The 15,325-nt window shown below is 42.0% G+C and carries 17 protein-coding genes and 2 other annotated features; of the genes, 13 read left to right on the top strand and 4 right to left on the bottom strand.

Features of this window, described 5'->3' with window-relative positions:
• Positions 1 to 49 precede the first annotated feature (49 nt).
• Positions 50 to 955, top strand: coding sequence for a magnesium transporter CorA family protein (locus tag IGJ25_RS15565; RefSeq protein WP_376717001.1), 906 nt, complete (start codon positions 50 to 52; stop codon positions 953 to 955).
• Here the strand turns inward: IGJ25_RS15565 and IGJ25_RS15560 are convergent.
• A complete protein-coding gene (locus IGJ25_RS15560; RefSeq protein WP_438779430.1) occupies positions 952 to 1,587 on the bottom strand; it encodes a pentapeptide repeat-containing protein in 636 nt (211 codons plus the stop codon). The genes IGJ25_RS15565 and IGJ25_RS15560 overlap by 4 nt on opposite strands.
• A gap of 334 nt (positions 1,588 to 1,921) precedes the next feature.
• Here IGJ25_RS15560 and nox point away from each other — a divergent pair, with 334 nt between their 5' ends.
• From nox to IGJ25_RS15530, 6 genes are all read left to right on the top strand, one after another.
• Positions 1,922 to 3,256: a H2O-forming NADH oxidase gene (gene nox, locus IGJ25_RS15555; RefSeq protein WP_005228102.1), complete on the top strand. Its 1,335-nt coding sequence runs from the start codon at positions 1,922 to 1,924 to the stop codon at positions 3,254 to 3,256.
• Positions 3,257 to 3,355: 99 nt separating this feature from the next.
• Positions 3,356 to 3,479, top strand: a sequence feature (ribosomal protein L20 leader region).
• 47 nt (positions 3,480 to 3,526) lie between these two features.
• Positions 3,527 to 4,048, top strand: coding sequence for a translation initiation factor IF-3 (gene infC, locus IGJ25_RS15550; RefSeq protein WP_005228103.1), 522 nt, complete (start codon positions 3,527 to 3,529; stop codon positions 4,046 to 4,048).
• Positions 4,049 to 4,108: 60 nt separating this feature from the next.
• Positions 4,109 to 4,309 carry a 50S ribosomal protein L35 gene (gene rpmI, locus IGJ25_RS15545; RefSeq protein WP_003128650.1) on the top strand — a complete coding sequence of 67 codons (201 nt, stop codon included), beginning with the start codon at positions 4,109 to 4,111 and terminating at the stop codon, positions 4,307 to 4,309.
• Between the two features lie 63 nt (positions 4,310 to 4,372).
• Positions 4,373 to 4,732 carry a 50S ribosomal protein L20 gene (gene rplT / locus IGJ25_RS15540; protein ID WP_143112441.1) on the top strand — a complete coding sequence of 120 codons (360 nt, stop codon included), beginning with the start codon at positions 4,373 to 4,375 and terminating at the stop codon, positions 4,730 to 4,732.
• A 202-nt stretch (positions 4,733 to 4,934) separates the two neighbouring features.
• Positions 4,935 to 5,387, top strand: coding sequence for an IS200/IS605 family transposase (gene tnpA / locus IGJ25_RS15535; protein WP_010750015.1), 453 nt, complete (start codon positions 4,935 to 4,937; stop codon positions 5,385 to 5,387).
• A 267-nt stretch (positions 5,388 to 5,654) separates the two neighbouring features.
• On the top strand, positions 5,655 to 7,274 hold the full coding sequence (locus IGJ25_RS15530) for an ABC transporter ATP-binding protein (RefSeq protein ID WP_438779429.1): 1,620 nt from the start codon (positions 5,655 to 5,657) through the stop codon (positions 7,272 to 7,274).
• Positions 7,275 to 7,299: 25 nt separating this feature from the next.
• Here the strand turns inward: IGJ25_RS15530 and IGJ25_RS15525 are convergent, their stop codons facing one another.
• A complete protein-coding gene (locus tag IGJ25_RS15525; protein ID WP_010750013.1) occupies positions 7,300 to 7,875 on the bottom strand; it encodes a helix-turn-helix transcriptional regulator in 576 nt (191 codons plus the stop codon).
• A gap of 551 nt (positions 7,876 to 8,426) precedes the next feature.
• Here IGJ25_RS15525 and IGJ25_RS15520 point away from each other — a divergent pair.
• From IGJ25_RS15520 to IGJ25_RS15495, 6 genes are all read left to right on the top strand, one after another.
• Positions 8,427 to 9,026 (top strand): MptD family putative ECF transporter S component, encoded by a 600-nt coding sequence (locus IGJ25_RS15520; protein ID WP_225000612.1) that lies wholly within the window; start codon positions 8,427 to 8,429, stop codon positions 9,024 to 9,026.
• Positions 9,023 to 9,724 carry an energy-coupling factor transporter transmembrane component T gene (locus tag IGJ25_RS15515; protein WP_010750011.1) on the top strand — a complete coding sequence of 234 codons (702 nt, stop codon included), beginning with the start codon at positions 9,023 to 9,025 and terminating at the stop codon, positions 9,722 to 9,724. Before IGJ25_RS15520 ends, IGJ25_RS15515 begins: the two co-directional genes overlap by 4 nt.
• Entirely contained in the window at positions 9,721 to 11,157 is a 1,437-nt protein-coding gene (locus IGJ25_RS15510; RefSeq protein ID WP_081116030.1) for an ABC transporter ATP-binding protein, read from the top strand. The genes IGJ25_RS15515 and IGJ25_RS15510 overlap by 4 nt, the downstream gene beginning before the upstream one ends.
• A 141-nt stretch (positions 11,158 to 11,298) precedes the next feature.
• The gene (locus IGJ25_RS15505) at positions 11,299 to 12,006 is read left to right on the top strand and encodes a response regulator transcription factor (protein WP_010750009.1); all 708 of its coding nucleotides are present in this window, start codon (positions 11,299 to 11,301) and stop codon (positions 12,004 to 12,006) included.
• The gene (locus IGJ25_RS15500) at positions 11,996 to 13,354 is read left to right on the top strand and encodes a sensor histidine kinase (protein ID WP_060791497.1); all 1,359 of its coding nucleotides are present in this window, start codon (positions 11,996 to 11,998) and stop codon (positions 13,352 to 13,354) included. Before IGJ25_RS15505 ends, IGJ25_RS15500 begins: the two co-directional genes overlap by 11 nt.
• 107 nt (positions 13,355 to 13,461) lie before the next feature.
• Positions 13,462 to 14,100: a PepSY domain-containing protein gene (locus IGJ25_RS15495; RefSeq protein WP_010750007.1), complete on the top strand. Its 639-nt coding sequence runs from the start codon at positions 13,462 to 13,464 to the stop codon at positions 14,098 to 14,100.
• A 68-nt stretch (positions 14,101 to 14,168) separates the two neighbouring features.
• On the opposite strand, the gene IGJ25_RS15490 is transcribed toward IGJ25_RS15495, so the two are convergent.
• The gene (locus IGJ25_RS15490) at positions 14,169 to 14,339 is read right to left on the bottom strand and encodes a hypothetical protein (RefSeq protein WP_008379536.1); all 171 of its coding nucleotides are present in this window, start codon (positions 14,337 to 14,339) and stop codon (positions 14,169 to 14,171) included.
• A gap of 90 nt (positions 14,340 to 14,429) precedes the next feature.
• The gene (locus IGJ25_RS15485) at positions 14,430 to 14,864 is read right to left on the bottom strand and encodes an acyl-CoA thioesterase (RefSeq protein ID WP_008379539.1); all 435 of its coding nucleotides are present in this window, start codon (positions 14,862 to 14,864) and stop codon (positions 14,430 to 14,432) included.
• A gap of 189 nt (positions 14,865 to 15,053) precedes the next feature.
• Positions 15,054 to 15,261: a binding site (T-box leader), on the top strand.
• Positions 15,262 to 15,325 lie beyond the last annotated feature (64 nt).

Genomic DNA, 15,325 nt, shown 5'->3' with positions numbered 1-15,325 from the left:
CTGGCTGTTTTCTTTTATAATAGAAGAAAGCAAGAGTGGAGGATGGACTGTGGAAAACAAACATGTCTTTTATGATGGAAACTATGAATGGATTCAAGTCGACCAGCAAGACGCAAAATGCGTGATGGCACTACAAAAACAATATCATCTGTCGGATGAGATGCTTACGTATTCTCTAGATAAAAACGAACGCGCACGAGTCGAATACGATGCCGAAGAAGAAGCATTGCTGCTGGTTTTCAACGTACCTCAGCAAGAAAAGCGAGACAATCATTTTGAGACCAGCCCAATGACGTTTATTTTAAAAAAGAAGCAGATCTTTACTTTTGCCTCCCATGATACCCGTTATGTGATTCCGATGATGGAGCGCTTGATCCTGCAAAAGCCGCAGCAAACACCGCTTCACTTTTTGTTTCAAAGCTTATTCTTGATTTCAGGCACGTTTTTTCCGCTAGTCGAAGAAGTCAATAGTGACCGGATTCGCTTGAATCAGCGACTACGGGAAAAAACCACCAATAAAAACCTGCTGCAAATGTCCGATTTGGAAGTTGGTTTAGTCTTTTTAGTGTCTGCCACGAAACAAAATGCGGTCCTCTTGGAGCAAATCAAAGCGTTATCCATTTATCGCTTGATGGATGATGACGAGCGGGAACAGCTGGATGATGCCTTGATCGAAGCCAAACAGGCAGTGGAAATGACGTTGCTGGCTTTTCAAATTTTAGAGCAACTATCTGGAACCTATAATAATCTGTTAAACAATAACTTGAATGATACCATGAAGTTTTTGACCGTTTGGTCCCTCTTATTGACTATGCCTTCCATCGTCACCAGTTTCTTTGGCATGAACGTTCCGCTGCCTTTTACCAATAGTATTTTCGGTTGGGGGATTGCCTTATTGATCAGTTTAGTGTTATCCGTTTGGATGTTGATTGCTTTATGGCGTAGAATTCGTTAATCGATCACCAAACCTAGACCGGCGGCGATAACCAAGGCTTGTTCTTGATCGACCGTTAGCCCCCGCAATTGTTCAAAGGACAACGCGATCTTTTGAAATTGATTGGTCCGAAAATCTAAAGTTGCTAATTTTGTGTGAAACCAGTTGCTATTGTTCAACTGGTTTTCTTGTAACGTCAAGTGTTTCCAATCCATTTCATAAAACTCACTGTCGTTTAGTTGGCACTGACGAAACAGCATTGTCCGTAAATTGGTGTTGCTAAAAGAAGCAAAGTTCGCCACGCAATCTTCAAAGGTGCAGTCACGGAAATAGCTTTCCGCAAAATTGGTGCCAGTCAATTTACATTGTTTAAAGTGAACCCGATGAAAGCTGGCGCCAAAACATTCCAGATTAGAAAAATCGCAATTTTCAAAGAGAACGTTTTGGCATTCCCACTGACTCAAGCGTGTTTTTTGCATCGTCACTTTCTTGAAATGACATTGCTTCAAGATGAGATTTTTGCAAGCATCATAGCTATAGTCACAGCCTTCGAAGAAAGCACCTTCGAAAAGCAGTTCTTCTTCTAAATAAAAATCCTGTGGCTCTAATGCCGACAATAAGGGCGGTAGTGGCAATACGATTTTTTTCTTCATCAAGATCCCATCCTATCTGTTTTTTCTCTTCAGTATAACACGGCGAATCGCTGCCGCAACAGGTGCGAAAAAGCGGTAGAACATTGTGAATTTTATTCAATCGGTTTGCAGAATGCTTTTATAACAAGGAAAATCCTTAGGTTTAAATACATGATATTTCACAATCTTTTTACTTGCAAGACGAAAATAATTTTGATATAGAAACTCAACCCGCTGAAAGTGACGTATATCAACGAAAAACTGTCATAAATTTTTAAAATCGCGAAAAAGTTGATAGTTTTCAAATTCACAAGCAAGCTATAATGACAATGTAAACAAAAGGAGGAAATTTTCCATGACAAAAACAGTTATTATCGGTGCAAACCACGCGGGGATTGCTGCTGCCAATACACTATTAGATAACTACAAAGACCAAGAGGTCGTAATGATCGACCGTAATACAAACTTAAGCTACCTAGGTTGTGGGACTGCTTTATGGGTTGGACGTCAAATCGATTCATACGAAGGCTTGTTCTATACAAAACGTGAAGATTTTGAAGCAAAAGGTGCAAAAATCCATATGGAAACAGTGGTTGACCATATCGATTTTGAGAAAAAAGAAGTGCACGCTGTAACCAATGACGGTGAAACGATCGTTGAATCTTATGATAAAGTTGTCATCGCAACTGGTTCTGTACCGATTTCACCAAAAGTACCTGGACGTGACTTGAAAAACATCCATTTCTTGAAAAAATTCCAAGACGGACAAACGGTTGATAAAGAGTTAGCATCAGAAGACGTGAAAAACGTTGCCGTTATCGGTGCTGGTTACATCGGTGTTGAAATTGCTGAAGCAGCAAAACGTCGTGGCAAAAATGTGTTGCTTTTTGATGCAGCAACACGGGCATTGCCAAACTACTACGACAAATGGTTTACAGAAGATATGGACAAAAACTTAGCTGACAATGGCATTGAATTGCATTTCGGTGAATTAGCACGTGAATACAAAGGAACAGAGAAAGTAGAAGCAGTTGTAACAGACAACGGCGAATACCCAGTTGATCTAGTGATCAACGCGATCGGTTTTTTACCAAACAACGAGCTAGGCAAAGATCATTTGGAATTGTTTGCTAACGGCGCGTACTTAGTGGACCGCCATCAACGGACAAGCGATGCAGATGTTTACGCAGTCGGTGACTGTGCAACGGTGTACTCAAATGCTTTGCAACAAACAACGTATATCGCATTAGCAACGAATGCCGTACGTTCAGGGATCGTCGCTGCCCATAATATCGGCGGAACGTCTCTAGAATCAACAGGTGTTCAAGGATCAAACGGGATTTCGATCTTCGGCTACAACATGGTTTCAACTGGCTTGTCAGTCGAAGCTGCCGAACGTAATGGCATGAAAGTGAAATACTCTGATTACGAAGATACCCAAAAACCAGGCTTCATGAAAGAAAATGCGACAGTTAAGATCCGCATCGTCTATGAAGAAGAAACACGCCGCATCGTTGGTGCACAAATGGCGTCACGTACATCTGAAATCGCAATGGGCATCCACATGTTCTCACTAGCGATCGAAGAAGGCGTAACGATCGACAAGATGAAGCTATTAGATATCTTCTTCTTGCCTCACTTCAACCAACCATACAACTACATCACGATGGCTGCATTGAAAGCAGAATAAGAAACACGAAAGTCGGAGCGTATGCTCCGGCTTTTTTTTGAAACAATCATGAAAACTGTTGACAATAAGAGAAAAAAGCAGTATACTATAAAAGTTGAGAAATAAAAGCAGAAGCACCCGCTTCTCGCCTGAGTGAAGATATCGCTGGGCAGAATAGGATTCCTACCATTTATTTGTGTGGAGTACGTGCGGGTTCGTGAAGAACTCGTTTTTTTATTGTCTGATTTCGAATCGACAAGCTTTTCTTTCTCTCAAAAAACTCGGAGGTGAATGACCATAGCAAAGGATATGATGGTAAACGACGGCATTCGTGCACGTGAATTGCGTTTGATTGATCAAAACGGCGAACAACTTGGTGTAAAGAGTAAAGCTGAAGCATTGCAAATTGCAGAACGAGCAAACCTTGATGTGGTATTGGTGGCACCAAATGCTAAGCCGCCAGTAGCAAGAATTATGGATTACGGGAAATTCCGCTTTGAGCAACAGAAAAAAGACCGTGAAGCTCGTAAGAAACAAAAAGTAATCAACATTAAAGAGGTTCGTTTAAGTCCAACGATCGACGTCAATGATTTCAACACAAAATTGCGTAATGCACGTAAATTCCTTGAAAAAGGGGACAAAGTGAAAGCTTCGATCCGTTTCAAAGGCCGTGCCATTACCCATAAAGAAATTGGTCAGAAAGTGTTAGATCGTTTGGCGGAAGAAACTGCTGATTTGGCAACTGTTGAGCAAAAGCCAAAAATGGATGGCCGCAGTATGTTCTTAGTATTAGCACCAAAAAACGATAAATAATGACTCACTGAGTTTCAGTTTAAAGTCAGATAACGAAAGATTTTGAGGAGGAAATTAGTTATGCCAAAACAAAAAACACACCGCGGATTAGCAAAACGCGTAAAACGCACTGGCGGCGGCGGATTGAAACGCTTCCGTGCCTTTACCAGTCACCGTTTCCACGGCAAAACAAAAAAACAACGTCGTCAATTGCGTAAAGCTTCAATGGTTTCAGCTGGCGATTACAAACGTATCCGTCAACAACTAGCACGCATGAAATAATTGCGTAACCCAAGCTTCACGTATACAAACAATTATCGATTTTCATATTAGGAGGAATTATACATGGCACGTGTTAAAGGTGGAACAGTAACTCGTAAACGTCGTAAAAAAGTGCTTAAATTAGCAAAAGGTTACTACGGTTCTAAACACACTCTATTTAAAACAGCAAAAGAACAAGTAATGAATTCATACAACTACGCATACCGCGATCGTCGTCAAAAGAAACGCGACTTCCGCAAATTGTGGATCGCTCGTATCAACGCAGCGGCTCGTATGAATGGCTTAAGCTACTCAAAATTGATGCACGGCTTGAAATTAGCTGAAATCGACATCAACCGCAAAATGTTAGCTGACTTGGCTGTAAACGATGCAGCAGCATTTACTGCATTAGCTGACCAAGCAAAAGACGCTTTAAACCAATAATCAATCGTTGGCAACAACGTTAGCCCCGCTCTTTGAGCGGGGTTTTTTGTTATTGACTTTAGTCAGTTTCGTTCGCGTAGCGTACGAAACAAAAAAACCGCGCGTTTCTACGCGTGGACGAAATAGCTTTAGCGATAAAAAACTCCTTTCGATATACTAATAGTGGCTACCAACCGCATATCAGATCGAAAGGAGTTTTTTTATGTCTAACGACGATAAAAGTTTAGCACATACCAGATGGAATTGTAAGTATCACATAGTCTTCACCCCGAAGTATCGACGAAAAGTGATTTATGGAAAGTTAAGAGTAAGTATTAATCAGATATTAAGAAAATTGTATGAGATGAAAGATGTTGAAATCATTGAAGCTCATGCCATGCCTGACCATATTCATATGTTAGTAAGAATACCACCAAAGATTAGTATTTCTAGTTTTATGGGCTACTTAAAAGGACGAAGTGCAACCTTAATCCATGAAAAACATGCGAATTTGAAATATAAGTATGGGAATAAAAGCTTTTGGTCCAAAGGATACTACGTGAGTACGGTTGGGTTAAATCAAAAAACAATTGAAAAATATATTCGAGAACAAGAAGCAGATGATCGAATAAGAGATAGTATAAGTAAACAAGAGTATGTAGATCCATTTAAATAGTTAAAGAGAGATAGGGCTGTGAGCGGTTGGTGGTCATTTAAAAAGCCCCTTTTAAGGGGCTAGCGAGTGGTGAGCCCTTCTAGGGCTGTTAAAAAGCCACCCGTTTCACGGGTGGATATTTACTTTTTCTCGATGACCGAAGAATGGTTTCTCACTATCTTTCATATGTTTCTTTCCATTAAGCGAAAAATAGATTATACTTTTGAAAGCGTTTGTTTTATTTATCTTACGATTTTTCCACGAACACTGCAGCAAAAGGAGCATACGATGACAATTGATTTATGGCGGCATTTTAAAAATGGATTGACGGTATATGTTGGGATTGGAATTGCGGTCTCATTTTTGAGTGCCGCGAATGTTTTTTATTTTCAAAAACTACTCGATTCATTTGGCAAGACACTTGATTGGCCAGTCGTTTTTATCTATGGGTTAACGCTAGTACTGGTACCGATTTTGTCCTATCTTGAGCAGAAACCAAAAACAACATTGCACAACAGCATGTATTTCTATCTCAAAGAACAAGCTTTAGTAAAAATCAGCAAGATTGCCTATTCCGAGTACTTGCAGATCGGCTCTGGAGCACTCTTACAGAAAACTGAAGCGGGAGCAGCGGCTGGCAGAAATATCCATTTGAATTTTTATGGACGCTTGTTTAAAGAATTGCTTCCCGAAACACTGTTTAACTTAGCTTTTATTGCTATGATCGATAAAAGATTGATTCCAGCGATCCTTGTGGGCTATCTAGTGGTGTTTATTGTGACCAATCTGCTTTTGAAAGTTTTACGCTCTCTCAAAGAACGTGCGCTAGTTTCAGAAGAAGCCATGAACAGTACCTTTATTCGCGGATTAACGGAAATGGTCACGTTTCGGATCAATAAGCGGTTTGAAAAAGAGATCGCACAATATAAAAACATGTCTGCTGACACAACAGAACGTTTGACAAAAATGACGATGATCCATGAGTTTTTCTTTGGTTTTTTTGCAGTTTTAGTCGCATTGATCAAAGTCGCAATTGTGGTACTGGCATTTACAAATCAGATTACGGTCAGTTTGGGCGGTTTAGCAGCACTGATTATTTATGTGGATCGAATCTACACGCCTGTTGCAATATTTAACGTGATTTTTGTTCAATACAACTTAGATAAAGTTGCCTTTGCACGGTTAAACGAATTTTTCTATCTGCCAGAGGACAAAGCATTAACACAAGGCGATGCATTGTCTGAGACCATCAACTGCATCACAGTTAAGGATCTATCCGTCACACTTCAAGAAAAGCAAATCTTAACCAATAGCACACTGGAGCTGAAGCGGGGAGCGATTTATGGGTTAGTAGGAGAAAGCGGCGCAGGAAAATCAACGCTGGTCAAAACGATTTTAGGCTTGTATCAGCCGACGACCGGTGCGATCCTGATCAATCACAAAAATTTAGCTGCTTACAACTTAAATGATTTCTATGAGCATATCTTTTATCTATCGCAAGATGCCCCAATCTTCCAAGGAACGCTGAAAGAGAATATTATTTTTGATAAGGAAATCGCAGACGAGGAAATCATAGCGGTATTAGAAAAATGTCAATTAGGCGCATTCTATCAGGCACTCAAGGGAGGACTGTCTGCTGAAATTGGAGAAAAAGGAGCCAACCTTTCTGGTGGGGAAAAACAGCGGATCGCTTTTGCCCGATTGTTTTTCACAAACGCAGAAGTCATTGTCCTTGATGAAGCCACATCTGCTTTAGACGAAACAACAGAAGAAAAGCTTTTTGCAGCGATCAAAGACCAATTGAAAAATAAACTAGTCATTATGATCACCCATCGCCCGAAAAATTTGATTTATGCGGATGAGATCATTGAGTTGAAAAAAACACAGGTTGTAGCGGCTTCATCATAAAAGCAGTTGCACCCTGTATTTTTTGTCAGCGCATCAGTAAATGCGGCAGTGTACTAAGCCATGCGATGATACCGACGATCAAGGTAAAGACCACGACGATGACTGCTGTTGAAAGGAAATCTTTTTTGACGTCGCGCTTTTTTCTAATGGCATCGAGGTCTTGATTTTCCATGAAGGCAACGATCTCTTTATACGTTTTGATATTTTGGGTTTTCTTGATTTTTTCGATCTTTAATGCGGCATACATGGAGACGAGCCAAAAACATAGAGGCGGGACAATCCACCAGTATCCGGGTAAATAAAGAGCAGGCCCAACAGAGAGTGCGGTCAATAGTATAAAAAGCAGCATCATTTTTGTGTAACGATCCATTTCTGTTTTCTCAATCGTTTCTTTCATTTGTTCAACATCCCCTTTGACTAATTCATCTAAAGAAACATCAAATAGAACACTGAGCAATAATAAATTGTGAACATCAGGATAGCTTTTTTCATTCTCCCAATTGGAGATCGTTTGTCGGGAGACATAGAGTTTTTCTGCCAGCCCTTCCTGAGAGAGACTTAATCGTTCCCGATGTTTTTTTATTTGTTTGCTTAAGTTCATTTTATCCGCTCCTTCTACCATTAGTTTAGGCCAATGTCTGCATTCTAACGATCAAATGTCTTTGACAATGCCTTGAAATCAAGTGTCAAAATGTTTTTACAGTTTGGTTTGGGGTGTTTACATAGCAGTACAGCGTTGATTTTCTTCCGTTAACAAGCGACGGTCAACTTGGTTATTGTTTTTTTATAGACATACCTGCTGGTTTCTAAAAAAAGAAAAAAGATGGCGAGTCTTTGCTGATTTTAAGTGTTTGTCCTTGTCTATTATTCATTAATTTCGCAAAGATGGGAAGAGGAGAAAACAACTAAGCGTGTGAAAGATTCATTTTTCCATTAGTGGATCTTTAAAGGTACCTGTGTGTTGAAATGGAGCCATTCAGAAGACACCTCTATTTGTTGGTTCTGTTTTAGAAGAAAATCGACTGTTGGTAAGCATATCACCCCATAAAAACGTCTGCTTTGTGCTATACTGAGGCTTTGTAAAAATAAGTTTGTACAAGCAAGCAGCAACGGTTTTTTCATTGATTGCTTGCAAGAAGGAGCGTATACGCAGTGAAAAAACTAAAGGTTCAAGATTTAATTGCAGTAGGGATCTATACAGCGATCTATTTTCTTTTAATGAGCGTCTGTCTATTGATTTTGCGTTTTGTGATCCCAGGTTTTCATAATTTATTTATTCCAGCAGTCACCGCTTTGTTTTCTGGCATTATCTATCTGATTTTATTGAATAAAGTACCGAAATTTGGCGCAATCACCATTATGGGTACCGTGGTAGGGCTCTTTTTTTTGATTTCAGGACATTTTCCATTGGCCTTTTTGCCCAATATGATTTGTGCCTTAGCAGCTGATTTGATCCAATACAAAACAAAGCTCAAAGGAAACGTTCGCGTACTGGCGAGTTATATCGTCTTTAGTTTTGGCTTGATGGGTCCGATCTTACCCCTGTGGTTTATGAAAAATGCCTACATCGATTCATTAGTGGCTCGTGGAAAAGATGAAATCTACATTGCCGGCGTGTTTGCTCATACCTCCAATTTGATGTTAGGGCTTTGTGCATTGGCGGTTTTGATTGGTGCGGTGGCTGGTTTAGGTATCGGCAGTCGCTTGATGGAAAAACATTTTCAACCAACGATCCAATCGCATAAAGGGTGAGGAATGTGTCGAAAACAAGGTTTGATCCCCGCAGCAAATTAGCGGTGATTCTCTTTGCTAGTTTTACTATGATGGTGACCATCAGCTGGATCGATGAGTTTGCCTTTGTCACTTTCTTGCTGCTGCTATTTATAGTCAGCGGCTTTTGGAAAAAAGGCTTGCTGCTCTATGGCGTGTTTGTCTTGCTGACAATGGCAGATAGTTTTTTGTTTCGCCAAGGCAACCACGTACTAATCGTGTTGCTGGATTTCTTTTCCGTCGGTTATCGCCGCTTATTGCCAACGATCATGGCGGCGGCTTTTGCCATTAGCGGGACGAAAAACAGTGAGTGGATGGCTGCGCTGCAAAAAATGCACGTGCCCAACGTATTATTAGTCCCGTTGGCAGTCTTATTTCGTTTTTTCCCCACACTGGTACAAGATTTCAAAAGTATTCGCCAAGCGATGCGCTTTCGCGGCATCTCGCTGTCGGCAGGATCGATCTTGCTTCATCCGCTGCAAAGTGCGGAGTATTTTTTGATCCCATTACTGATGTCGGCTGAAAAGACCGCAACCGAACTGTCCGCTACGGCCCTGGTTCGCGGGTTAGCATCAGAAATTCCCCATACCACCGTCCACGAACTGAAGCTGCGCTGGTGGGATGGCTTAGTCTTTTTAGCATTAGGCGGCTTTATCGTGAAAAGGATGTGGCTTGGATGATCACATTAGAACAAGTGTCAGTGAAACGAGAAAATCGGACCGTATTATCTGAGCTCTCTTTGACGGTCGCAGCTGGGGAAGTCATCGTTTTGTGCGGCGCTAGCGGCAGCGGAAAATCGACCTTGCTCAATGTTTTGAATGGCTTGATCCCTGAGCTGTATCCCGCCGAAGTGCAAGGAAAGATCCGTGTCGGAGAAACAGACTTGCCAGTTGCCGATTTCTCCCATTATGCCCAGACGATTGGCGTCGTCTTTCAAAACCCCAAGACGCAATTTTTCACCACGGATGTCTATTCGGAGTTGGCTTTTTCGATGGAAAATGCGGGCGTCGCACCAGAAAACATTCGGCAGCGAATCACCGAAGTAGCACAGCAGTTTTCCCTGACCCCATTGCTTGATGCTAGTGTCTTTGACCTATCTGGTGGGGAGAAGCAGCTGGTTGCTCTCGCTGCAGCCACGATGTTGCCCCATGATGTGTTCTTATTGGATGAGCCTTCCAGTAATTTGGATCAAGAAGCGATCCAAAAGTTGACTCAAGGATTGGCTTCTTTAAAACAACAAGGGAAAACCATTGTGATCGCCGAACACCGCTTGGCGTATTTGGCGCCACTGGCAGATCGCTTCTGTCTATTAGAAGCAGGACGATTGCGGGCGTCTTATCCAGCAGCTCAGCTTTTGTCACTATCAGAGGAGGCAATTCACGAGTTGGGATTGCGAAAAGTAGGCGAGGCGGCATTGGAAACTCAGCACTGCCGAGAATCTTTGCCAGAAAAGTCTGGATTAAGGGCAACGCATCTGCAGATCAAGCAATCGAAACGCTCAGCAAACAGCAGGAATTGGGCGCTCAACTTGCCTGAACTACAATTGCCGACGAAGCAAGCTGTGGGGATCGTTGGACCAAATGGTGCTGGCAAAAGTACGTTGGTGCAAGTCCTGTCAGGATTGAAAAAATGCCCAGAAGCAGTATTTGCCATCAATGGACAAAAGCGGACCCAAAAGCAGCTGCTGCAGGAAAGCTTTCTTGTGATGCAGGATGTGAACTTGCAGCTGTTTTTTGAAACGGTGGAAAAAGAGCTGCTGATCAAAGCCCAAAAACCAGCGCGTTTTGAAGAAATTGTCTCATTGTTGCACTTAACACCACTCCTTGCCCGACATCCGCAAAGCTTATCGGGTGGGGAAAAACAACGAGTTGCCATCGGCAGTGCCCTGCTTTCTGGTAAACGCTTGTTGTTTTTCGATGAACCAACGAGTGGGTTAGATTTGCAGCAAATGGAAGAAGTCGCAAAACTGTTGCGAACAGTTGCCAAAGAAGTTGATTTATTAGCGGTGATCAGTCATGATCGTGAGTTTTTAGCTGAAGCATGTCCTTACGTGCTTCAACTCCAACAAGGGGAACTCGTTGGCGCGTATCAGCTAGCAAAAAATATGGAATAAATGAAAGACGGAGTGGACCTTGGTTCATGCCGTCTTTTTTGTTCGAACATGAAAAAATCTTCATGATTTTTTTCTTTCAATCAGTTAGGAAGTTTCGAAAAAATCCGTTATGATAGAAGCAAAACAGGAGGAGGAGCGCATATGGCCTTGAAGATCTTGCTAGTAGAAGACGAAGAAAGTTTAGCCAGTTTTATTCAGACCGAATTGACTTTTGAGGGATATGACACGGTCTGGGCCAAAGATGGGCAAGAGGCATTGACCTTATTCAATCAGCAAGCAAATGTCTTTGATCTGATTTTATTGGATTGGATGCTGCCAATCTATGACGGCATCACAGTGGCGCGGCGGATACGTAAAGAAAGCGACATCCCGATTTTGATGATGACCGCCAGAAATCAAACCGCCGATGTGGTGACGGGGCTTGATGTCGGATTAGATGATTATTTAACGAAACCTTTTGAAATCGAAGAACTGTTTGCCAGAATTCGGGTAATCGAGCGACGGTTGCAACGAGAAGCCAAACAACAAAAGAACCAGCAAAACCAATTAGTGGCGGGGGAACTGATGATGGACATCGCCAAGCACTTGGTTCAGGTTGCCGGTGAAACCATTGAGTTGACGCCCAAAGAGTTTGGGATTTTATATGAATTGATGAAAGAACCCGAGGTAGTCAAAACGAGAGATGACCTGTTGAATGAGATTTGGGGCTATGAATACGACGGCCAAACGAATGTTGTAGATGTCTATATCCGCACACTGCGGAACAAGCTGGATGTTTGCGGCAAAGGCAAAATGATCGCAACCGTTCGTGGATTAGGCTATGTCTTGAGGACCGATCATGAAGAATAAATCAGCCAACCAACGTAGAAAAACAGCCCAATTTCAATTGACGAGCCGCTTTTCCTTGATTCTCTTTGGTCTGCTGATTCTCTTCAATCTGTTGTTTATTTTATTATCCGTAGGTTATTTGTTTGAACATATCGAAAATCGTGCCAGCAACATCCTTGAAGCCATCGAAAAAGGTGAGGCATCAGGGGATGCCTGGGACTTTCTCGTCAATGCCTATGTCTCGGCAGATGAAGAAGACGCCCTGCAAGTGATCTTAGCCGATGGCAGTGTCGTTTCATCAGAAGATGCGGAAGAGATTTTTGCCGATATCAATCAAGGGCGAGTGATTCCTTTTCTCGAAGACATCGTTTTTACAGAGGAGGGCATCTATTACACGAAAACCCAAGAAGTCGATGGGGATCAGGTGACGATCGCTATCAATGGGGAGGATAGTGTGGAATTAGCCTATGGCCTCTTTATGATCAGCAGTTTCTTGAATCTGATCGCTGTTGTCGTGGGCAGTCTGCTGATTTATTGGAGTGTCGGGAAATGGAGTCAGAAGCTTACGGGTATGGCGCAAGAAATTGCTGCCATTGAACAAAGTCGAACAGGAGAACTGACGGTTTCTGAAGAGCCCATCGAGATTCGTTCGGTGGCATTGGCCTTTAATAAATTATTGAAAGAACAGCGAGAGACGATCGAGCGGGAAAAACGGTTCGTTGCCGATGCTTCCCATGAGCTGCGAACACCTTTAGCTGCGATTCGCGGACATGTCCAATTGATCCAGCGGCGTGGAACCAAACATCCCGAAGTCATTCCTTCCTCAATGGCGTTTATCGACAAAGAGTCGAAGCGTTTGGAAACATTGAGCAATCAATTGTTGGACCTAGAAAAAAATCAATCCCAAGATGAAATGACCTTTGTTGATGTTTCCCAGATCGTCCGAGAAGAGTGTGAAAAACAAGCGACGATCGTTCCGCAATCGATTGAATATTTTGTGGAGAACCAATGTATGAAACGTGGGCATAAACGTGACTTCCAGCAAATCATCCAAAACCTGTTAGAAAATGCCGCGAAGTATTCACCTGCCGATCAGCCGATTCATGTGACCTTGACGCAAGAGCAGAGACAGATGTCTTTGACCGTCGCCGATTTTGGCATTGGGATTCCCGATGATAAGAAAGCCTTGATTTTCGAACGGTTCTATCGAGTAGAAGATTCTCGTTCCAGCCAGATTGCTGGTTCAGGCATCGGGCTTTCACTGGTAAAACAGCTGGCAGACAAGTATCATGCCAAAATTACCGTGACAGACAATCAACCGCAAGGCAGTATCTTTAAACTTGCCTTTCCAAATGAAAGAGAAAGATGAAGATTTTTTTAGATTTTCTTCAAGCATTTTTGATTCTTTTTCATGAGGAACTTGTTATTCTAAATATATAGAAAAAAGGAATACACAAACAATTGGAGGAATGAAACATGAAAAAAACAACTATTTTATTCGGAATTGCCGCATTAGGATTATTGGCAGGATGTACACAAAACAACACTGGAAATTCAGAACCTGCGCAAAACAGCAGCTCAAGCACAGCAGTTGCCTCATCAAGTGAAACAACGTCGTCACAAGCAACAGACAGCTCTTCAAGCAGTGCAGCGATCGCCAATGGCGGCTTACCTACGGTGACCGTAGAAGAAGCGATCCAAATATTCCAAGACAAATACCCAGATGCAGCGATCACTTCGATTGATTTGGATACTTCTTTTGGCAATTACTTCTACCAAGTAGAAGGCGTGGATGACACGAATGAGTTTGAATTAAAGATCGATGCAGAAACCAAAGAAACTTCTGAAGAAAGAACGGAAAAATTGGATGCCGATGAACAAAACGGTGTCAAAAAAGATGCCGATCAATTGGACCTAACCAACTTGCTTTCATTGGAAGAAATTTCTGATATCGCCGTGAAAGAAGCTGGCGGTGGTCAAGCAACAGATTGGTCATTAGACAAAGAAATGAATGTAACTTATTGGGAAGTCAAAGTAGAAGATGGCAACAAACAAACAGATGTGAAAATCAATGCCCAAACAGGTGAAGTACTAGAAACCGAATTGGATGACTAATCCTGTTTCGCAGTAAAAAAGATAAGCCGCTATCGTCTATGCGCAAAAGACGATAACGGCTTATTTTTTTACGTATGCTGTTTGACTTCAGTTAACGGTTTGACGCGACCACCAATTTTATCTGCAAATGCTTCGGACTGCTTCCGATCTTCAAAGACCCATAACTTGTCTGGAATTTTTTCACGAGTGCGACGACCATCTTTGCCAATGTAACCATGCAAAACTTTAATCACGTACATCGCCATCATCCTTCCCTGAAATTACTTTTGATTATACGAAAGCCGTTTCAAAAAGCAAGGATTTTGACTTAAATGAGTGATCAGAATTGATTATTCCCCTGACAGGGCAGCATAATCAGCAAATCGTTGATGGATTTCAGGAAAACTACGCTTCAGCTGCACGATGCGATTGGTCTCTTTTGCTAAAAAACAATGCTTTGAAGTCCCCGTCGTTGCCAACTGACCATCACTAGTTTTGTAGATCTCATAGCGAAAATCCAAACGCGTGCCAGTATATTTGTCGACCAAAACATCGATTCGCACCTCATCTTCGTAACGAATCATCGTTTTGTATTGCGCACTGACTTCCAGCACGGGAACGATCAAGCCCGCTTCTTCGATGGTATGATACGGTAAATCCAAAAACGCGAGTAATTCCACGCGGGCTTCTTCAAACCAGCGGATATAATTGGCGTGATGGATGATCGCCATTTGATCGGTCTCATAGTAGTGTGGTTGACGGATATAGCCTGAATATAAAGACATAAAAACAGCTCCTTTCATAGAAACAAAACCTTCGTTATTCAGCATAACGCAAAAAGGAAGAAAAGCAAACAGAAGGAGAGCTTCTTTGCGTTGGCCACTAGAGAAAATGCTACTAGAGAGCAGCGGAGTGAAAAAGACAGTGAAACACCTTGACTTTTTCATAGCTTTCTTGTAGTTTATAGATAATATCAAAAATCAGTGAAGGATCGAGTACTTTATTCTATTCCTTAAAAGAGAAAACTGCCCCGGCTGAAAGCAGTTTAGGACGTGTAAAGGAAAGACAATCTGGAGATGAACAGAAGAAAAGCTGTTCCGTGACCGAGCGTTAATCGAGCGAAGGAGAAGAACATTTCTCGAATTTAGGTGGTACCGCGTGTAATCAAAACTCGCCCTTGTATAAAAAACAAGGGCGAGTTTTTTGCTGTGAATCACTGCGACTGGTCCGCAAAGCGGAACAGAGC

Source organism: Enterococcus sp. DIV0240d (assembly GCF_051711245.1).
Taxonomy (GTDB): domain Bacteria; phylum Bacillota; class Bacilli; order Lactobacillales; family Enterococcaceae; genus Enterococcus_D; species Enterococcus_D casseliflavus.
This window is presented reverse-complemented; position numbering and strand designations above follow the sequence as displayed.